Raw genomic sequence first — 18,969 nt, 5'->3', positions numbered from 1 at the left:
CATCGACTGGTCGGTGTTCGGCCCGACGTTCACCCTGCGCCGTCCCAGCCGCCTCCTCGCCGACCTGCCCGACGCCGGGACCCGACCGGAACCCGCGGACTCCGGCCCCGGCACCGGGAGCGGCGCACCGGACGGCACCGGCCTGGCCGACCGACTCGCCGGCCTGCCCCACGCGGAGCAGCTGCGCCGACTCGTGGAGATCGTCTGCGACCAGGCCGCCGCCGTCCTCGGCCACACCGCCGGAGCACTGCCCAAGGGCCGACCGTTCCGCCACCTCGGCTTCGACTCCGTGATGGCCGTCGACCTGCGCAACCGGATCACCGACACCACCGGGCGGCGGCTGCCCGCCACCCTCGTCTTCGACCACCCGACCCCCGCCGAACTCGCCGAGTACCTGCACGGCGAACTCGGCCTGCGAGCCGCGCCCGCCGACGACACCCGGGCCGCCCCCGGCACCGACCCGGTGCTCGACGGGCTCGACCGCCTGGAGGCCGCGCTCGCGGCGGTGCCCGGCGGCAGCGGCGCCCGGCGCGACGTGACCCTGCGGCTGAGGAACGTGCTCTCCCGCTGGCTGGGCGACACCGAGCAACCACGGCAGGACGAGCAGGAGCAGCAGACGCTGGCCGGGCGACTGGACGACGCCGACGCCGGCGAGGTCCTGGACTTCATCAACAAGGAATTGGGGCTTTCGTGATGACCGGTGGTGCGCAGGCGGCGGGCGGCGACAAGCAGCTGCTCGACACTCTGAAGAAGCTCGCCGCCGACCTGTATCGGACCCGCGAGCGCGTCAAGGAACTGGAAGCCGGCGAGCGCGAGCCGATCGCCGTCGTCGGCCTCGGCTGCCGCTACGCCGGGGGCATCACCGGCCCCGACCGGTTCTGGGACCTGCTCTCCGCCGGGACGGACGCCATGGGCGGCTTCCCCACCGACCGCGGCTGGGCGGAGTGGGAGCGCGCCTACGGCAACCCGGACGCGCGCGCCGGCGAGGAGTACGCCCGGGTCGGCGGATTCCTCTACGACGTGGCCGACTTCGACCCCGGGTTCTTCGGGATCAGCCCGCGCGAGGCCCTGGCGATGGACCCGCAGCAGCGGATCCTGCTGGAGACCGCCTGGGAGGCGGTCGAGCGGGCCGGCATCGACCCGATGTCCCTGAAGGGCTCCGACACCGGCGTGTTCGTCGGCGCCAGCGGCACCGCGTACGGCTCGGGCGTGGGCGGCAACGGCAGCGGTGCCGAGGGCTACAAGATGACCGGCGGCCTGACCGCCGTCGTCTCCGGACGCATCTCCTACACGCTGGGCCTGACCGGCCCCGCCGTGACGATCGACACCGCCTGCTCCTCCTCGCTCGTGGCACTCCACCTCGCGGTGCGCTCGCTGCGCTCGGGCGAGTGCTCCCTCGCCCTGGCGGGCGGCGTCGAGGTGCTGGTCATGCCCGACGCGTACATCGAGTTCTCCCAGCAGGGCGGCATGGCCGCCGACGGCCGGTGCAAGTCCTTCGCCGCCGAGGCCGACGGCATCGGCTGGGGCGAGGGCGCCGGCATCATCGCGCTGGAGCGCCTCTCCGACGCCCGCCGCAACGGCCACCAGGTGCTCGGCGTGATCCGCGGCAGCGCCGTCAACCAGGACGGCGCCTCCAACGGCATCACCGCCCCCAACGGGCCCTCGCAGTACCGCGTCATCCACTCGGCGCTGGCCGACGCCGGCCTGACCGCGGCCGACGTGGACGTGGTCGAGGCACACGGGACGGGCACCACGCTGGGCGACCCGATCGAGGCGCAGGCGCTGCTCGCCACCTACGGGCAGGCCGAGGACCGCGCCGCCGACCGGCCGCTCTGGCTGGGCTCGGTGAAGTCCAACATCGGCCACTCCGGCTGCGCGAGCGGCGTCGCCGGTGTGATCAAGATGGTGCTGGCGCTGCAGCACGGCGTGCTGCCGAAGACCCTCTTCGCCGGGAACCCGTCGCCGCACGTGGACTGGGCCTCGGGCAACGTCCGGCTGCTGAGCGAAGCGGTGGCGTGGCCGGCGGGCGAGCAGCCGCGCCGGGCGGGCGTGTCCGCGTTCGGCGTCAGCGGCACCAACGCGCACCTGATCCTGGAGGAGGCGCCGGCGGGCTCGGGCCGTCCGGAGGTCGTGGCGGGCGCCGCGCCGCGCGTCCTGTCCGGCGAGGGCCTTCCCGCGTGGGTGGTGTCGGGGCAGAGCGCCGCGGCGCTCGCCGGTCAGGCGGGTCGGCTGCGTGAACACGTGGCGGAGCGGCCGGAGTTGTCGGTCGGCGATGTCGCGTGGTCGCTGGCCACGACACGGTCGGCGCTGGAGCACCGGGCCGTCGTGCTCGGCGCGGACCGGGACGGACTCGCCGCGGGGCTGACGGCCGTCGCCGCGGGGCAGCCCGCGCCCGGCGTGGTCACGGGCTCGGTGGATGCCGCCGGTGTGGGGCGGACGGTGTTCGTCTTCCCCGGTCAGGGCAGCCAGTGGGTCGGGATGGGGCGCGAGCTGGCGGAGGCCTCGCCGGTGTTCGCGGCCCGGCTGGCGGAGTGTGCTGAGGCTCTGGCGCCTTATGTGGACTGGCAGTTGGACGATGTCCTGGCCGGGCGTCACGGCTTCGAGGTCGCTGATGTGGTGCAGCCGGCGCTGTGGGCGGTGATGGTCTCGCTGGCTGCGGTGTGGGAGGCGGCAGGTGTCGCTCCGGACGCCGTGGTCGGTCACTCGCAGGGCGAGATCGCCGCCGCCGCTGTGGCCGGGATTCTCTCCCTCGATGACGCTGCCAAGGTCGTTGCTCTGCGGAGCAAGACCCTGAAGGCCCTTGCTGGTCGCGGTGGGATGCTGTCGATCGCGGAGCCGGTGGCGGGTGTGCGCGCGCGGATCGCCCCGTACGGTTCCAGGTTGTCCATCGCGGCCGTGAACGGCCCGTCGGCGACGGTCGTCTCCGGTGATGCGGACGCGTTGCGTGAACTGGCGGACGCCTGTGGGGATTCGCCGCGTGCCCGGATGATCCCGGTGGACTACGCGTCCCACAGCGCCCACGTGGACGAGCTGCGCGAGGAGATCCTCGCTGTTCTCCAGGGCATCACGCCGACCGAGGCCCGGATCCCCATGGTCTCCGCGCTGACCGGCGCGTGGCTGTCCGGTCCGGAGCTGGACCCCGACTACTGGTACGCCTCGCTCCGCGAGACCGTCGAGTTCGAGCGGGCGGTCCGCATCCTCGCCGAGTCCGGGCACGGGGCGTTCGTGGAGGTCTCCCCGCACGCGGTGCTGACCAGCGCGGTGGGCGACGTCGTCGAGGACGTCGAGTGCTCGGCCGTGGTCGGCACCCTGCGGCGCGAGGAGGGCGGCGCCGGGCGTCTTCTGGCCTCGCTCGCCGAGGCCTACGTGCGGGGCCTCCCCGTCGACTGGGCCGCGCTCCTGGGCGGCGGCACGGTCGTGGACCTGCCCACCTACGCCTTCCAGCGCCGGCGCTACTGGCTCGGCGCCGTGGCCTCCGTCCAGGCCGCCGGCCCGGACACCTCGGTGGACGACTGGCGCTACCGGATCGTCTGGCAGGCGGCCGACGCGAACCGGGCCGCCACGCCGTCGGGGACCTGGCTGCTGGTCGGCGACGGCCCCGACCGGGAGGCGGTCGCGAACGCGCTGACGGCCCGCGGTGCGAGCGTCGTCGCCGTCGCGGGACCGGAGGACGTCGACGCGGCACTGGCCGAGGGCGTGGCCGGTGTGGTGTCGCTGCTGGCCCTGGACGAGACGCCGCTGGCGGAGCACCCGTCGGTTCCGGGCGGTCTGGCCGGGACGGTCGACCTGGTCCGGGTGCTGGTCGAGACCGGTGTCACGGCTCCCCTCTGGGTGCTGACCCGTGGTGCGGTGGCGGTCGGCGCCGACGAGGTGACGACCAGTCCGGTGCAGGCCCAGGTCTGGGGTCTGGGCCGGGCCGTGGGCCTGGAGCACGCGGACTGGTGGGGCGGTCTGGTCGACCTGCCGCCGGTGGTGGACGCCGATGCGGCCGCTCGTCTGGTCGGTGTGTTCGCGGACGGCAGTGAGGACCAGGTCGCGGTGCGGCCGTCGGGTGTGTTCCTGCGCCGTCTGGTGCGGGCCGAGGCCCGGCGCGTCGAGTCGGCTGACTGGTCGCCGCGCGGCACTGTCCTGCTGACCGGCGGTACGGGGTCGATCGGTGTCTGCATCGGCCCGTGGCTGGCCGAGCACGGCGCGCCGAGGGTGGTTCTGACCTCCCGCTCCGGCCCGTCGGCGCCCGGTGTGGCGGCGCTGGCCGCCGCCGTGGCGAACGGCGGATCGGCCGTCGAGGTCGTCAGCTGCGACCTGGCGGACCGGGGCCAGGCGACCGGCCTGGTGGCCTGGATCGAGGCCTCCGGCCCCGGCCTGTCCACCGTCCTGCACTCCGCCAACGCGCCCTACCTGGCCCGGGTGGAGGACACCAGCCGCGAAGGCCTGGTCGCCGCGCTCGGCGCGAAGGCGGCCGGCGCCGTCCACCTGGACGAGGCCACGGCCGGCCTGGGCATCGACGAGTTCGTCCTCTTCTCGTCGATCTCGGCGACCTGGGGCAGCAACGACCACGGCGCCTACGCCGCCGGCAACGCCTTCCTCGACGCGCTGGCGGAGGACCGCCGGGCCCGCGGCCTGCCCGGCACCTCGATCGCCTGGGGCGTCTGGAACACCCGCGACTGGGACGCCGTCGACGCGGTGATGGACCAGGCACCCGGCCGGGTGACGCCCCAGCGCCTGCTGCGGCAGGGCATGAACTTCCTCGACACCCAGCGGGCGTTGACGGCGCTCGGCGAGGTCCTCGCCGACGACGAGACCTTCATCGCCCTCGCGGACGTCGAGTGGCAGAAGTTCGCGCCGGTCTTCACGGCCGCGCGCCCGCGCCCGCTGCTGGACACCATCCCCGAGGCCCGGGCCGAGACGGCCGCCACGACGGCCGCCGACGAGCGCGGCGAGTTCGCCTCGCGGCTGGCCGGCCTGTCGGCGGCCGAGCGGCGCCGGAGCGTCGTGGAGCTGGTGCGCTCGCACGCCGCCGCGGTCCTCGGCCACGACTCGGCGGACGAGATCGTCGCGACGCGGGCCTTCCGCGAGCTGGGCTTCGACTCGCTGACCGCCGTCGAGCTGCGCAACCGCCTGAACACCGCCTGCGGCCTGCGCCTGCCGTCCACCGTCGTCTTCGACCACCCGAGCGCGTCCGTGCTGGCCGAGGAGATCCTGAGCGCGCTGTTCGGGGCGGAGGGCCCCGGCCAGGTGGTCGCGGTGGCCGCCGCGCCCTCGGAGCCGATCGCGATCGTCGGCATGGCCTGCCGCTACCCGGGCGGCGTGCGCTCGCCCGAGGAGCTGTGGGACCTGATCGCCGCCGGCGGGGACGCGATCAGCGGCTTCCCGGCCGACCGCGGCTGGGACGCCGAGGCGCTGTTCGACGCGGACGCCGACGCCGAGGGCTCGACCTACGTCGTGGAGGGCGGATTCCTCAGCGGCGCCGGGGAGTTCGACGCCGGGTTCTTCGGCATCAGCCCGCGCGAGGCCCTCGCCATGGACCCGCAGCAGCGCCTGCTGCTGGAGACCTCCTGGGAGGCCGTCGAGCGCGCGGGCATCGACCCGCAGACGCTGCACGGCTCGGCGACCGGCGTCTTCATCGGCGCGGCCCCGTCCGGCTACTTCGGCGCGGTCGGGGACGAGGCCGGCGTACAGGCCCACCTGATCACCGGGAACGCGCTGAGCGTGCTCTCCGGCCGGATCGCCTACTCCCTGGGCCTGGTCGGCCCGGCGATGACCGTGGACACCGCGTGCTCCTCCTCGCTGGTCGCGCTGCACCAGGCGACCCAGGCGCTGCGGTCGGGCGAGTGCACGGTGGCACTGGCCGGCGGTGTGACCGTGATGGCCGACCCCGGCGAGTTCGTCGGCTTCTCGCGGCTGCGCGCGCTGTCCTCCGACGGCCGCTGCAAGGCCTTCGGCGACGGCGCGGACGGCATGGGCATCGGCGAAGGCGTCGGCATGCTGGTGCTGGAACGGCTGTCGGACGCCCGCCGCAACGGGCACCAGGTGCTCGGCGTGCTCCGCGGGAGCGCCGTCAACCAGGACGGCGCCTCCAACGGCCTGTCCGCGCCCAACGGCCCCTCGCAGCAGCGCGTGATCCTCTCCGCGCTGGCCAACGCCCAGCTGTCGGCGTCCGACGTCGACGCGGTCGAGGCGCACGGCACCGGCACCACGCTCGGCGACCCGATCGAGGCCGGCGCGCTGCTGGCCACCTACGGCCAGGGACGCGCCGGGGACCGGCCGCTGTGGCTGGGGTCGGTGAAGTCCAACATCGGGCACGCCCAGCAGGCCGCGGGTGTGGCCGGTGTGATCAAGATGGTGATGGCGCTGCGGCACGGCGTGCTGCCGAAGACCCTGCACGCCGAGCAGCCGTCCTCGCACGTGGACTGGGACCTGGGCAACGTCCGGCTGCTCCAGGAGCAGGTGGAGTGGCCGGCGGGCGAGCGGCCGCGCCGGGCGGGCGTGTCGGCCTTCGGGATCAGCGGCACCAACGTCCACGTGATCGTGGAGGAGGCCCCGGCGGCCGTCGAGGCGGCGTCCGAGCCTGGGCCGGAGCTCCCGGAGCTTCCGGTGCTGACCGGCGGGACGTCGGTGTGGCGGGTCTCCGGTCGTAGTGCGGTGGCGCTGGCCGGTCAGGCCGGTCGACTGCGTGAACACGTGTTGGCGCGGCCGGAGTTGTCGGTCGGAGATGTGGCGTGGTCGCTCGCGACGACGCGTTCGGTGTTCGAGCAGCGTGCGGTGGTGCTGGGCGGCGAGCGGAGTGAGCTCGCGGCGGGTCTCGCGGCGGTGGCCACGGGGCAGCCCGCGCCCGGTGTCGTGACCGGCGGACTCGCTCCCGGTGGGGTGGGGCGGACGGTGTTCGTCTTCCCGGGTCAGGGGAGCCAGTGGGTCGGGATGGGGCGTGAGCTGGCCGCTTCGTCGCCGGTGTTCGCGGCGCGGCTGGCGGAATGCGCCGAGGCTCTCGCGCCTTACGTGGACTGGCAGTTGGACGATGTGCTGGCCGGGCTTCATGGTTTCGAGGCCGCTGATGTGGTGCAGCCGGCGCTGTGGGCCGTGATGGTGTCGCTCGCTGCGGTCTGGGAGGCGGCCGGTGTCGCTCCGGACGCCGTGGTCGGTCACTCGCAGGGTGAGATCGCGGCTGCTGCTGTCGCGGGGATTCTTTCGCTGGAGGATGCGGCGAAGGTTGTTGCTCTTCGCAGCCGGACTCTGAAGACGCTGGCGGGTCGTGGCGGGATGCTGTCGATCGCGGAGCCGGTGGCGGGTGTCCGTGCGCGGATCGCCGCGTACGGTTCCCGGTTGTCGGTGGCGGCGGTGAACGGCCCGTCGGCGACGGTCGTCTCCGGTGACGCCGACGCGCTGCGCGAACTCGCCGAGGCGTGCGGGGATTCGCCGCGCACTCGGATGATCCCGGTGGACTACGCCTCGCACAGCGCGCACGTGGACGAGCTGCGCGAGGAGATCCTCTCCGTCCTTGAGGGGATCCGGCCTCGTGAGACGCAGGTCCCGATGATCTCCGCGCTGACGGGCGAGTGGCTGTCGGGTTCCGAGCTGGACCCGGCCTACTGGTACGCGTCGCTGCGGGAGACCGTCGAGTTCGAGCGGGCGGTTCGTCTGCTGGGTGAGTCCGGGCACGGTGTGTTCCTGGAGGTGTCGCCGCACCCGGTGCTGACCCCGGCGATCGGCGACGCCCTGGAGGCGCTGTCCCCGGTCGTGGTGGGCACCTTGCGGCGCGACGAGGGCAGTGCGGACCGCCTGCTGACGTCGTTCGCCGAGGCCTACGTCCAGGGCGCCACGGTGGACTGGGTGTCGGTCCTCGCCGGTGGTTCGACGGTGGACCTGCCGACGTACGCGTTCCAGCACCGTCACTACTGGCCCGAGGCGGTGGCCGAGGTTGCCGAGGGCTCCGTCATCGATGCCGAGTTCTGGGCGGCGGTCGAGGGCGGGGACGCCGACGGCCTGGCGGCGGCGTTGAACATCGACGGCGACCGGCTGGGCGAGGTGTTGCCGGCGCTGGCCGACTACCGGCGCCGTGGCCAGGCCGATGCGGCGGTCGCGGACTGGCGGTACCGGGTGTCGTGGGCGCCGGTGAGCGAGTCCGGAGGGGTGCTGACCGGGACGTGGCTGCTGGTGGGGGAGTCCCCGGATGCCGCTGCGGTCGCGGCGGCGCTGGAGTCCCACGGGGCAACCGTGGTCCGTACTGCGGTGGATGCCGTGGGTGAGGCGGTGGCCGCGTGCTCCGACCTGAGCGGAGTGCTGTCGCTGCTGGCGCTGGACGAGTCGCCGCAGGCGGCGTTCCCGTGGGTGTCGCGTGGTGGTGCTGACACGCTCGCGCTGATCCGGACGCTCGATCGTGCCGGGGTTGTGGCCCCGCTGTGGGTGGTCACGCAGGGTGCGGTGGGTGCGGTCTCGGGTGATGTGGTGCGGCCGGTCCAGGCGCAGGTCTGGGGTCTGGGTGCCGTGGCGGGGCTGGAGTTGGCGGGCCGCTGGGGCGGGCTGATCGACCTTCCGACTTCCGTGGACGCACGTACGGGTGCGCGGCTGGTGTCGGTTCTCGCGGGTGTCGAGGACCAGGTCGCGGTGCGTGCGGGCGGTGTGCTGGCGCGGCGGTTGGTGCGCGCCGGTCGTCCGAGCGTGCGCGAGGCGTGGTCGCCGCGCGGTTCGGTCCTGGTGACGGGCGGTACGAGCGGCGTCGGTGCGATCACCGCCCAGTGGGTCGCGGATCGTGGCGCCTCGCGGGTCGTGCTGACGTCCCGTTCGGGACCGGGTGCCGCCGGTGTGGCGGAGCTGGCGGCCTCGATCGCGGCTCGCGGGACGGCAGTGGAGGTGGTGGCGTGCGACGTCGCCGACCGCGCCTCCGTCAAGGGCCTGCTCGACTCGATCGACGCGAGCGGTCCGGCGCTGTCGTCGGTGGTCCACTCGGCGGGTGTCGGTGACCGTAGGCCGGTCGAGGAGATCGAGCCTTCGGACCTGTCCTGGCTGCTGTCGGCGAAGGTCGGCGGTGCCATGGTGCTGGACGAGTTGACGGCGGGCCGGGATCTCGACGCGTTCGTGCTCTTTTCGTCGGGTGCGGGTGTGTGGGGCAGCGGTGGCCTGGGCGGCTATGCGGCGGCGAACGCGCACTTGGACGCGCTGGTGGAGGACCGCCGCTCCCGTGGCCTGGTGGCTTCTTCGGTCGCGTGGGGCCTGTGGGCCGGCATCGGGATGGCCGCGAGTTCCGGTGGCGAGCGGTTGCGCGAGTTCGGCATGGAGGGCATCGACGGGCGTCGGGGCATGCTGGCGCTGGGCCAGGTCCTGGACGCCGGTGAGGGTGCGATGGTGGTGGCCGGCTTCGACTGGCCGCAGTTCGTGCCGACCTACACCCTGCACCGGGCCAGCCGTCTGCTGGCGGACCTTCCCGAGGTCCGTGCGGTCCTGGCCGCCGAGGCCGCCGTCGAGTCCACCACCGAGGAAGTCGGCGAGTGGGCGGGCCGGTTGGCCGGGATGCCGGTCGCGGAGCAGCGCCAGGTCCTGACCGACCTGGTGCGCGGTCACGCGGCGGCCGTCCTCGGGCACGAGTCGGCGGACGACGTGCTGCCGCAGCGGGCCTTCAAGGAGCTGGGCTTCGACTCCGTCGGAGCGGTCGAGCTGCGGAACCGCCTGTCGAAGGCGCTCGGTGTCCGGCTCGTCTCCACGATGGTCTTCGACCACCCGAACGCCGCCGCTGTCGCGGACTACGTCCGCGGCGAACTCGTCGGCGCGGACGAGCAGACGGTCCAGCGGGACGGCGCGGTCCAGGTCGTGGCCGCGGCGATCGGCGAGCCGATCGCGATCGTCGGCATGGGATGCCGGTACCCGGGCGGGGCGGTCGGCCCCGAGCAGTTCTGGAGCATGGTGGCCTCCGGCACCGACACCATCGGCGGCTTCCCGACCGACCGCGGGTGGGACGCCTACGAGGAGGAGTTCGGCAAGGGCCAGGAGTACCGGCGACAGGGCGGATTCGTCCATGACGCGGCCGAGTTCGACGCCGGGTTCTTCGGGATCAGCCCGCGCGAGGCCCTGTCGATGGACCCGCAGCAGCGGCTGCTGCTGGAGACCTCCTGGGAGGCCATCGAGCACGGCGGGATCGACCCCAAGTCGCTGCACGGCTCGGCGACCGGCGTCTTTGTCGGCGCCAACTTCTCGGGGTACAGCTCGGTCCTGCCCGTCGAGGACACCAGCCTGGACGGCTACCGGCTGATCGGGAACGTGACCGCTGTCCACTCCGGCCGGATCTCGTACTGCCTGGGCCTGACCGGTCCTGCTCTGACGGTGGACACGGCGTGCTCGTCCTCGCTGGTGGCGATGCACCAGGCGGTGCAGGCGCTGCGGGCCGGCGAGTGCTCGATGGCGTTGGCCGGCGGCGTGGCGGTGATGGTCTCCCCGGCCGCCTTCATGGAGTTCGCCCAGCAGGGCGGCATGGCCTCCAGCGGCCGGTCGAAGGCGTTCTCGGACGAGGCCGACGGCATCGGCTGGGGCGAGGGCGCGGGCATGGTGCTGCTGGAGCGCCTGTCCGATGCCCGGCGCAACGGGCACCAGGTGCTGGCGGTGATCCGTGGCAGTGCGGCGAACCAGGACGGCGCGTCGAACGGTCTGGCGGCGCCGAACGGGCCTTCGCAGCGGCGGGTGATCCGTGCGGCGCTGGCGAACGCGCAGCTGTCGGCTGCGGACGTGGACGTGGTCGAGGCGCACGGCACCGGCACGACGCTCGGTGACCCGATCGAGGCGCAGGCGCTGCTGGCCACCTACGGGCAGGCCGAGGACCGCGCCGCCGACCGGCCGCTCTGGCTGGGGTCGGTGAAGTCCAACATCGGGCACTCGCAGTGCGCCGCCGGCGTGGCCGGGGTGATCAAGATGGTGATGGCGCTGCGGCACGAGGTGCTGCCGAAGACGCTGCACGCGGACGAGCCGTCCTCGCACGTGGACTGGGAGACGGGCAACGTCCGTCTGCTCCAGGAGGCGGTGGAGTGGCCGGCGGGTGGGCGCCCGCGCCGGGCGGGTGTGTCGGCGTTCGGCGTGAGCGGCACCAACGTCCACCTGATCGTCGAGGAAGCGCCGGTCGCGGCGGTCGAGGCCGAGCGCCCGGCGGAGCAGCCGGCGCCGGAGGTCCTCGGGACCGCGCCTTCGGTGTGGACGGTGTCGGGCCAGAGCGTCGCGGCACTGGCCGGTCAGGCCGGTCGACTGCGTGAACACGTGCTGGCGCGGCCGGAGTTGTCGGTCGGCGATGTGGCCTGGTCGCTGGCGACGGCGCGTGCGGCGCTGGAGCACCGGGCGGTCGTGCTCGGTGGCGAGCGGAGTGAGCTCGCGGCGGGTCTCGTGGCGGTGGCCACGGGGCAGCCGGCGTCCGGTGTGGTGACCGGTTCGGTGGCTCCTGGCGGGGTGGGGCGGACGGTGTTCGTCTTCCCCGGTCAGGGCAGCCAGTGGGTCGGCATGGGGCGCGAGTTGGCGGAGGCCTCGCCGGTCTTCGCCGCGAAGTTGGCGGAGTGCGCCGAGGCACTCGCGCCGTACGTGGACTGGCAGTTGGACGATGTGCTGGCGGGCCGGCACGGCTTCGAGGCCGCCGATGTGGTGCAGCCGGCGCTGTGGGCCGTGATGGTCTCGCTCGCCGCCGTATGGGAGGCGGCGGGTGTCGCTCCTGACGCCGTGGTCGGCCACTCGCAGGGCGAGATTGCCGCTGCGGCCGTCGCGGGGATTCTCTCCTTGGACGACGCCGCCAAGGTTGTCGCTCTGCGGAGCAAGACCCTGAAGGCCCTTGCTGGTCGTGGTGGGATGCTGTCGATTGCCGAGCCGGTGGCGGGTGTCCGCGCGCGGATCGCTCCGTACGGCGCCCGCCTGTCGGTGGCGGCAGTGAACGGTCCGTCGGCGACGGTCGTCTCCGGTGACGCCGATGCGCTGCGTGAACTCGCGGACTCCTGTGGGGAGTCCCCGCGCGCCCGGATGATCCCGGTGGACTACGCCTCGCACAGCGCCCACGTGGACGAGCTGCGCGAGGAGATCCTCGCTGTTCTCCAGGGCATCGTGCCGACCGAGGCCCGCATCCCCATGGTCTCCGCGCTGACGGGCGCATGGTTGTCGGGCCCGGAGATGGACCCCGACTACTGGTACGCCTCGCTCCGCGAGACCGTCGAGTTCGAGCGGGCGGTCCGGATCCTGGGCGCCTCCGGGCACGGGGTGTTCGTGGAGGTGTCCCCGCACGCGGTGCTGACCGGCGCGGTGGGCGACGTGGTCGAGGACGTCGACGGCTCGGTGGTGGTCGGCACCCTGCGGCGCGAGGACGGCGGGGCCGAGCGCCTGCTGTCGTCCTTCGCCGAGGCCTACGTCCAGGGCGCTCCGGTGGACTGGGCGACGGTGCTCGGTGGTGGCGAGAGCGTCGGCCTGCCGACGTACGCCTTCCAGCGCCAGCGGTTCTGGCCGGAGCCGCGCACCCCGCAGCGGGCCAGGGCGTCGGTGGACGACTGGCGTTACCGGATCACCTGGCAGCCGGCGACCGGGAGCGGCCCGGCGGTCCTGTCCGGTACCTGGCTGCTGGTCGGGGACGCGGCGGACGCCGGTGTGATGGCCGAGGCGCTGGCGAGTTGTGGCGCCGAGGTCGTGCGGACGACGGTGGCGGGCCTCGACGAGGCCGTCGCCGGTGCGGATGTCCAGGGCGTGGTGTCGCTGCTGGCCCTGGACGAGTCGCCGGACGCCGAGTTCGGGTGGGTCCCGCGCGGCAGCGCCGACACCCTCGACCTGGTGCAGGCGCTGGGCCGGGCCGGGGTCACCGCTCCGCTGTGGGTGCTGACCCGCGGCGCGGTGCAGGCCGTAGCCGGCGAGGTGACGACCAGCCCCACCCAGACGCAGGTCTGGGGTCTGGGCCGGGCCGTCGGTCTGGAGCACGCGGACCGTTGGGGCGGTCTGGTCGACCTGCCGCCGGTGGTGGACGCCGATGCCGCGGCCCGGCTGGTCGGCGTGTTCGCCGATGGCAGTGAGGACCAGGTCGCGGTGCGGCCGTCGGGTGTGTTCCTGCGCCGTCTGGTGCGGGCGGAGGCCCGCCGTGTGGAGTCGGCGGGCTGGTCGCCGCGTGGCACCGTCCTGCTGACCGGTGGCACCGGCTCGATCGGCGTCTGCATCGGTCCGTGGCTTGCCGAGCACCGCGCGCCGAGGGTGGTTCTGACCTCCCGGTCCGGCCCGTCGGCGCACGGTGTGGCGGCGCTGGCCGCCGCCGTGGCGAACGGCGGTTCGGCCGTCGAGGTCGTGTCGTGCGACCTGACGGAGCGTGCGCAGGTTGCGGCGATGGTGGCGTGGATCGAGAACACCGGTCCCGGCCTGTCGACCGTCCTGCACTCGGCGAACACCCCGTACCTCTCGCGGGTCGAGCACACGGATCACGAAGGCCTGGCGGCGGCACTGGGCGCGAAGGCGGCCGGCGCCACCTATCTGGACGAGGCGACGGCGGACCTGGGCATCGACGAGTTCGTGATGTTCTCGTCGATCTCGGCGACCTGGGGCAGCAACGACCACGCCGCCTACGCCGCCGGGAACTCCTTCCTGGACGGGCTCGCGGAGGACCGGCGCGGCCGGGGCCTGCCGGGTACCTCGATCGCGTGGGGTGTGTGGAACACCCGCGACTGGGACGCCGTGGACGCGGTGATGGACCAGGCGCCGGGCCGGGTGACCCCGCACCGGCTGCTGCGGCAGGGCATGAACTTCCTGGACACCCAGCGGGCGTTGACCGCGCTGGGTGAGGTCCTCGCGGACGACGAGACGTTCATCGCGGTCGCGGACGTCGAGTGGGAGAAGTTCGCGCCGGTGTTCACGGCCGCGCGTCCCCGTCCGCTGCTGGACACCATTCCGGAGGCGCAGGAGGACACCGCCCCCGGCCGTCCGGTCGACGACCAGCGCAACGAGTTCGCCGCGCGCCTGGCGGGCCTGTCGGTGGCCGAGCGGCGCCGGATCGTCGTGGAGCTGGTGCGGACGCAGGCGGCCGCGGTGCTGGGCCACGAGTCGGCGGACGAGATCGTGGCCAGCCGGGCGTTCCGGGAGCTGGGCTTCGACTCGCTGACCGCCGTGGACCTGCGCAACCGCCTGAACGCGGCCGTGGGCGTCCGGCTGCCGTCCACGGTGATCTTCGACCACCCGAGCGCGTCCGCGCTGGCGGACGAGATCCTGGCCGCGCTGTTCGGGAGCGTCTCGGAGGAGACCGCTCCGGTGGTGGTGCAACCGGCCTCGACCGATCCGATCGCGATCGTCGGCATGGCCTGCCGCTACCCCGGCGGTGTCCGGACGCCCGAGGAGCTGTGGGACCTCCTGGCCGCGGGCGGCGACGCGATCAGCGGCTTCCCGGCCGACCGCGGCTGGGACGTCGAGGGCCTGTTCGACCCGGACCCGGACGCCGAGGGCTCGACCTATGTGATCGAGGGCGGATTCCTCGGCGGCGCCGGGGAGTTCGACGCCGGGTTCTTCGGGATCAGCCCGCGCGAGGCGATGGCGATGGACCCGCAGCAGCGGCTGCTGCTGGAGACCTCCTGGGAGGCCGTCGAGCGGGCCGGCATCGACCCGAAGTCGCTGCACGGCTCCGCGACCGGCGTGTTCATCGGTGCGGCCGCCTCCGGCTACATCGGGGTGCTGGGCGACGAAGCGGAGGCCCAGGCGCACCTGATCACCGGGAACGCGCTCAGCGTCCTGTCCGGCCGGGTGTCGTACACGCTGGGCCTGAACGGGCCCGCGGTGACCGTCGACACGGCGTGCTCCTCCTCGCTGGTGGCGATGCACCAGGCGGTGCAGGCGCTGCGGTCGGGCGAGTGCACGGTGGCGCTGGCCGGCGGTGTGACGGTGATGGCCGACCCGGGCGAGTTCGTGAGCTTCTCGCGGCTGCGCGCGCTGTCGGCCGACGGCCGCTGCAAGGCCTTCGGCGAGGGCGCGGACGGCATGGGTATGGGCGAGGGCGTCGGAATGCTGGTGCTGGAGCGGCTGTCGGACGCCCGCCGCAACGGGCACCGGGTGCTCGGTGTGGTGCGCGGCAGCGCGATCAACCAGGACGGTGCGTCGAACGGTCTCACGGCGCCGAACGGTCCTGCTCAACGGCGGGTCATCCGGGCGGCGTTGGCCAACGCCCGGATCTCGGCGGCGGATGTGGACGTGGTCGAGGCGCACGGGACGGGTACGGAGCTGGGTGACCCGATCGAGGCGGGTGCGCTGCTGGCGACGTACGGCCAGGAGCGGTTCGAGGACCGGCCGTTGTGGCTGGGGTCGGTGAAGTCCAACATCGGGCACGCCCAGCAGGCCGCGGGTGTGGCCGGTGTGATCAAGATGGTGCTGGCCCTGCAAGCTGGTGTGCTGCCGAAGACGCTGCACGCCGATGAGCCGTCCTCGCACGTGGATTGGGAGACGGGCAACGTCCGTCTGCTCCAGGACGAGGTGGCGTGGCCGGCGGGCGAGCGGCCGCGTCGGGCGGGTGTTTCGGCCTTCGGCATCAGCGGCACCAACGCGCACGTGATCATCGAAGAGGCGCCGGCCGAGGCGGAGGCGCCCGTCGACAGTGACGGCGGGAACGTGGTGCCGGTGCTGTCGGGCGGTGTCCCGGCGTGGGTGCTGTCCGGACGGGACGCCGAGGCGCTCGCCGGCCAGGCGGGCCGACTGCGTGAACACATGCTGGCGCGGCGGGAGTTGTCGGTCGGCGATGTGGCGTGGTCGCTGGCGACGGCGCGTGCGGCGCTGGAGCACCGGGCCGTTGTGCTCGGCGGCGAGCGGGGCGAGTTCGCTGAGCGTCTGGCGGCGGTGGCCACGGGGCAGCCGGCGGCGGGCGTGGTGACCGGTTCGGTGGCTGCTGCTGGTGTGGGGCGGACGGTGTTCGTCTTCCCGGGGCAGGGGAGCCAGTGGGTCGGGATGGGTCGCGAGCTGGCGGAGTCGTCGCCGGTGTTCGCGGCGCGGCTGGCGGAGTGCGCTGCGGCTCTCGCGCCGTACGTGGACTGGCAGTTGGACGATGTTCTGGCGGGCCGGCACGGTTTCGAGGCTGCTGATGTGGTGCAGCCGGCGCTGTGGGCGGTGATGGTGTCGCTGGCTGCGGTGTGGGAGGCGGCGGGTGTCGCTCCGGACGCTGTGGTGGGTCACTCGCAGGGCGAGATTGCCGCCGCCGCTGTGGCGGGGATTCTCTCCCTCGGCGATGCCGCGAAGGTCGTGGCTCTGCGGAGCAAGACCCTGAAGGCCCTTGCTGGTCGCGGTGGGATGCTGTCGATCGCCGAGCCGGTGGCGGGTGTGCGGGCGCGGATCGCTCCGTACGGTTCCCGGTTGTCCATCGCGGCGGTGAACGGTCCGTCGGCGACCGTCGTCTCCGGTGACGCCGACGCGCTGCGCGAACTCGCCGAGGCGTGCGGGGAGTTCCCGCGCGCCCGGATGATCCCGGTGGACTACGCCTCGCACAGCGCCCATGTGGACGAGCTGCGCGAGGAGATCCTCTCCGTCCTTGAGGGGATCCGGCCTCGTGAGGCGCAGGTCCCGATGATCTCCGCGCTGACGGGCGAGTGGCTGGCCGGCTCCGAGCTGGACCCGGCGTATTGGTACGCGTCCCTGCGGGAGACCGTCGAGTTCGAGCGGGCGGTTCGTCTGCTGGGTGAGTCCGGGCACGGTGTGTTCCTGGAGGTGTCGCCGCATCCGGTGTTGACCCCGGCGATCGGCGACGCCCTGGAGACGCTGTCCCCGGTCGTCGCGGGCACGCTGCGACGGGAGGAAGGCGGCGCCCAGCGTCTGCTGACCTCGTTCGCCGAGGTGTACGCGCAGGGTCTCCCGGTCGACTGGGCCGCCGTACTCGGCCGCGGTTCGACGGTGGACCTGCCCACCTACGCCTTCCGGCACCGCCACTACTGGCCGGAGGCGGACCGCAAGCGCGCGGACGTCACGGTGGCCACCGGTGCGGAGGCGGGTTTCTGGACCGCCGTGGAGAGCGGTGATGTCACCGCGCTCGCCGGTCTGCTCGGGGTGGACCCGGCGGATGCCGCGCTGGGTGCGCTGACCGACTGGCGGCGCCGTGAGCGGGCCGGGTCGGCGGTCGCGGACTGGCGGTACCGGGTGTCGTGGGCGCCGGTGGACGAGTCCGGCGGGGTGCTGACCGGGACGTGGCTGCTGGTCGGGGACGGCACCGACGCGGCTGCGGTCGCGGAGGCGCTGGACCTTCCGGGTGCGCGGGTCGTCCGCTCGACTCCGGACGGTGTCGCCGCTGCGGTGGCCGCGCACTCCGACCTGCGGGGTGTGGTCTCGCTGCTGGCGCTGGACGAGTCGCCGGAGGAAGCGTTCCCGCTGGTTCCCGGCGGTCTGGCCGCGACGGTCGCGCTGGTTCAGGAGCTTGGCCGGCTCGGTGTGTCCGCCCCGCTGTGGGTGGTCACGCGGGGTGCGGTGGGTGCGGTCGCGGGTGATGTGGTGCGGCCGGTGCAGGCGCAGGTCTGGGGTCTGGGAGCTGTGGCGGCGCTGGAGTTGGCGGGCCGCTGGGGCGGGCTGATCGACTTGCCGGCCGCCGTGGACGCCCGCGTCGGTGCGCGGCTGGCGTCCGTCCTGGTCGGCGATGAGGACCAGGTGGCGGTGCGTGCGGGCGGGGTGGTGGCGCGGCGGTTGGTGCGTGCCGGCCGTCCGGTCGTCCGCGAGGCGTGGTCGCCACGTGGGTCGGTCCTGGTGACGGGCGGTACGAGCGGTGTCGGTGCGATCACCGCCCAGTGGGTGGCGGATCGTGGTGCCTCACGGGTCGTGCTGACGTCCCGTTCGGGTCCTGGTGCCGCCGGTGTGGCGGAGCTGGCGGCCTCGATCGCGGCTCGCGGTGCGGCAGTCGACGTGGTGGCGTGTGACATCGCCGACCGTGCTTCCGTGGCGGAGGTCCTGGACCGTATCGATGCGGCGGGCCCGGTGTTGTCGTCGGTGGTTCATTCGGCGGGTGTCGGTGACCGTAGGCCGGTCGAGGAGATCGAGCCTTCGGACCTGTCCTGGCTGTTGTCGGCGAAGGTCGGCGGCGCCACAGTGCTGGACGAGTTGACGGCGGGTCGGGACCTCGACGCGTTCGTGCTGTTCTCGTCGGGCGCGGGTGTCTGGGGCAGCGGCGGCCTGGGTGGCTACGCTGCGGCGAACGCGCACCTGGACGCGTTGGTCGAGGATCGTCGTTCCCGTGGCCTGGTGGCCTCCTCGGTCGCGTGGGGCCTGTGGGCCGGTGTCGGGATGGCCGCGAGCTCCGGTGGCGAGCGGTTGCGCGAGTTCGGCATGGAGGGCATCGACGGACGTCGGGGCATGCTGGCCTTGGGCCAGGTCCTGGACGCCGGTGAGGGCGCGATGGTGGTGGCCGGCTTCGAATGGCCGCAGTTCGTGCCGACCTATACCCTTCACCGGGCCAGCCGTCTGCTGACGGACCTCCCCGAGGTTCGGGAGGCCCTGGCCGCCGAGGCCGGCACCACCACGACCGAGGAAGTCAGCGAGTGGGCGGGCCGGTTGGCCGGAATGCCGGCCGCGGAGCAGCGCCAGGTCCTGACCGACCTGGTGCGCGGTCACGCGGCCGCCGTCCTCGGCTACGACTCGGCGGACGACGTGCTGCCGCAGCGGGCCTTCAAGGAGCTGGGCTTCGACTCCGTCGGAGCGGTCGAGCTGCGGAACCGCCTCTCGAAGGCGCTCGGTATCCGGCTGGCCTCCACGATGGTCTTCGACCACCCGAACGCCACCGCCCTCGCGGAGCAGATCCTGCGCGAGTTCATGCCGGAGCAGGCCGCTCCGGAGGGTGACGCGGACGAGCTGGCCCTCAGGGAGGCCATCTCGGCGATCCCGCTGGCCCGCATCCGGCAGGCCGGCCTGCTGGACCTGTTGCTGCAACTCGCCGACCCGGCCCAGGACAACGGCGCGGACAGTCGAACGGACACGGAGTCCATCGACGGCATGGACGCCGAAGACCTCATTCGCATAGCCCTCGATGGCAAAGACTCCTGA

2 protein-coding genes (1 of these 2 cut by a window edge) are annotated in these 18,969 nt (G+C 73.7%); both read left to right on the top strand.

From position 1 onward, the window contains the following. Positions 1–694, top strand: partial view of a type I polyketide synthase gene (locus ACFU7Z_RS00395; RefSeq protein WP_380775033.1) — the 3' portion only. It extends 8,714 nt beyond the left edge of the window; 694 of the gene's 9,408 nt are visible here — the last part of the coding sequence; the start codon falls outside the window, past its left edge; it ends in the stop codon at positions 692–694. Next, complete coding sequence (locus ACFU7Z_RS00390) at positions 691–18,969, top strand: type I polyketide synthase (RefSeq protein ID WP_380775031.1); 18,279 nt, start codon at positions 691–693, stop codon at positions 18,967–18,969. The genes ACFU7Z_RS00395 and ACFU7Z_RS00390 overlap by 4 nt, the downstream gene beginning before the upstream one ends.

The sequence above is a fragment of the Kitasatospora sp. NPDC057518 genome (assembly GCF_042802075.1).
GTDB lineage: Bacteria > Actinomycetota > Actinomycetes > Streptomycetales > Streptomycetaceae > Kitasatospora.
Note: the sequence above shows the minus strand (reverse complement) of the source record. Positions and strands in the feature narration are given on the sequence as shown.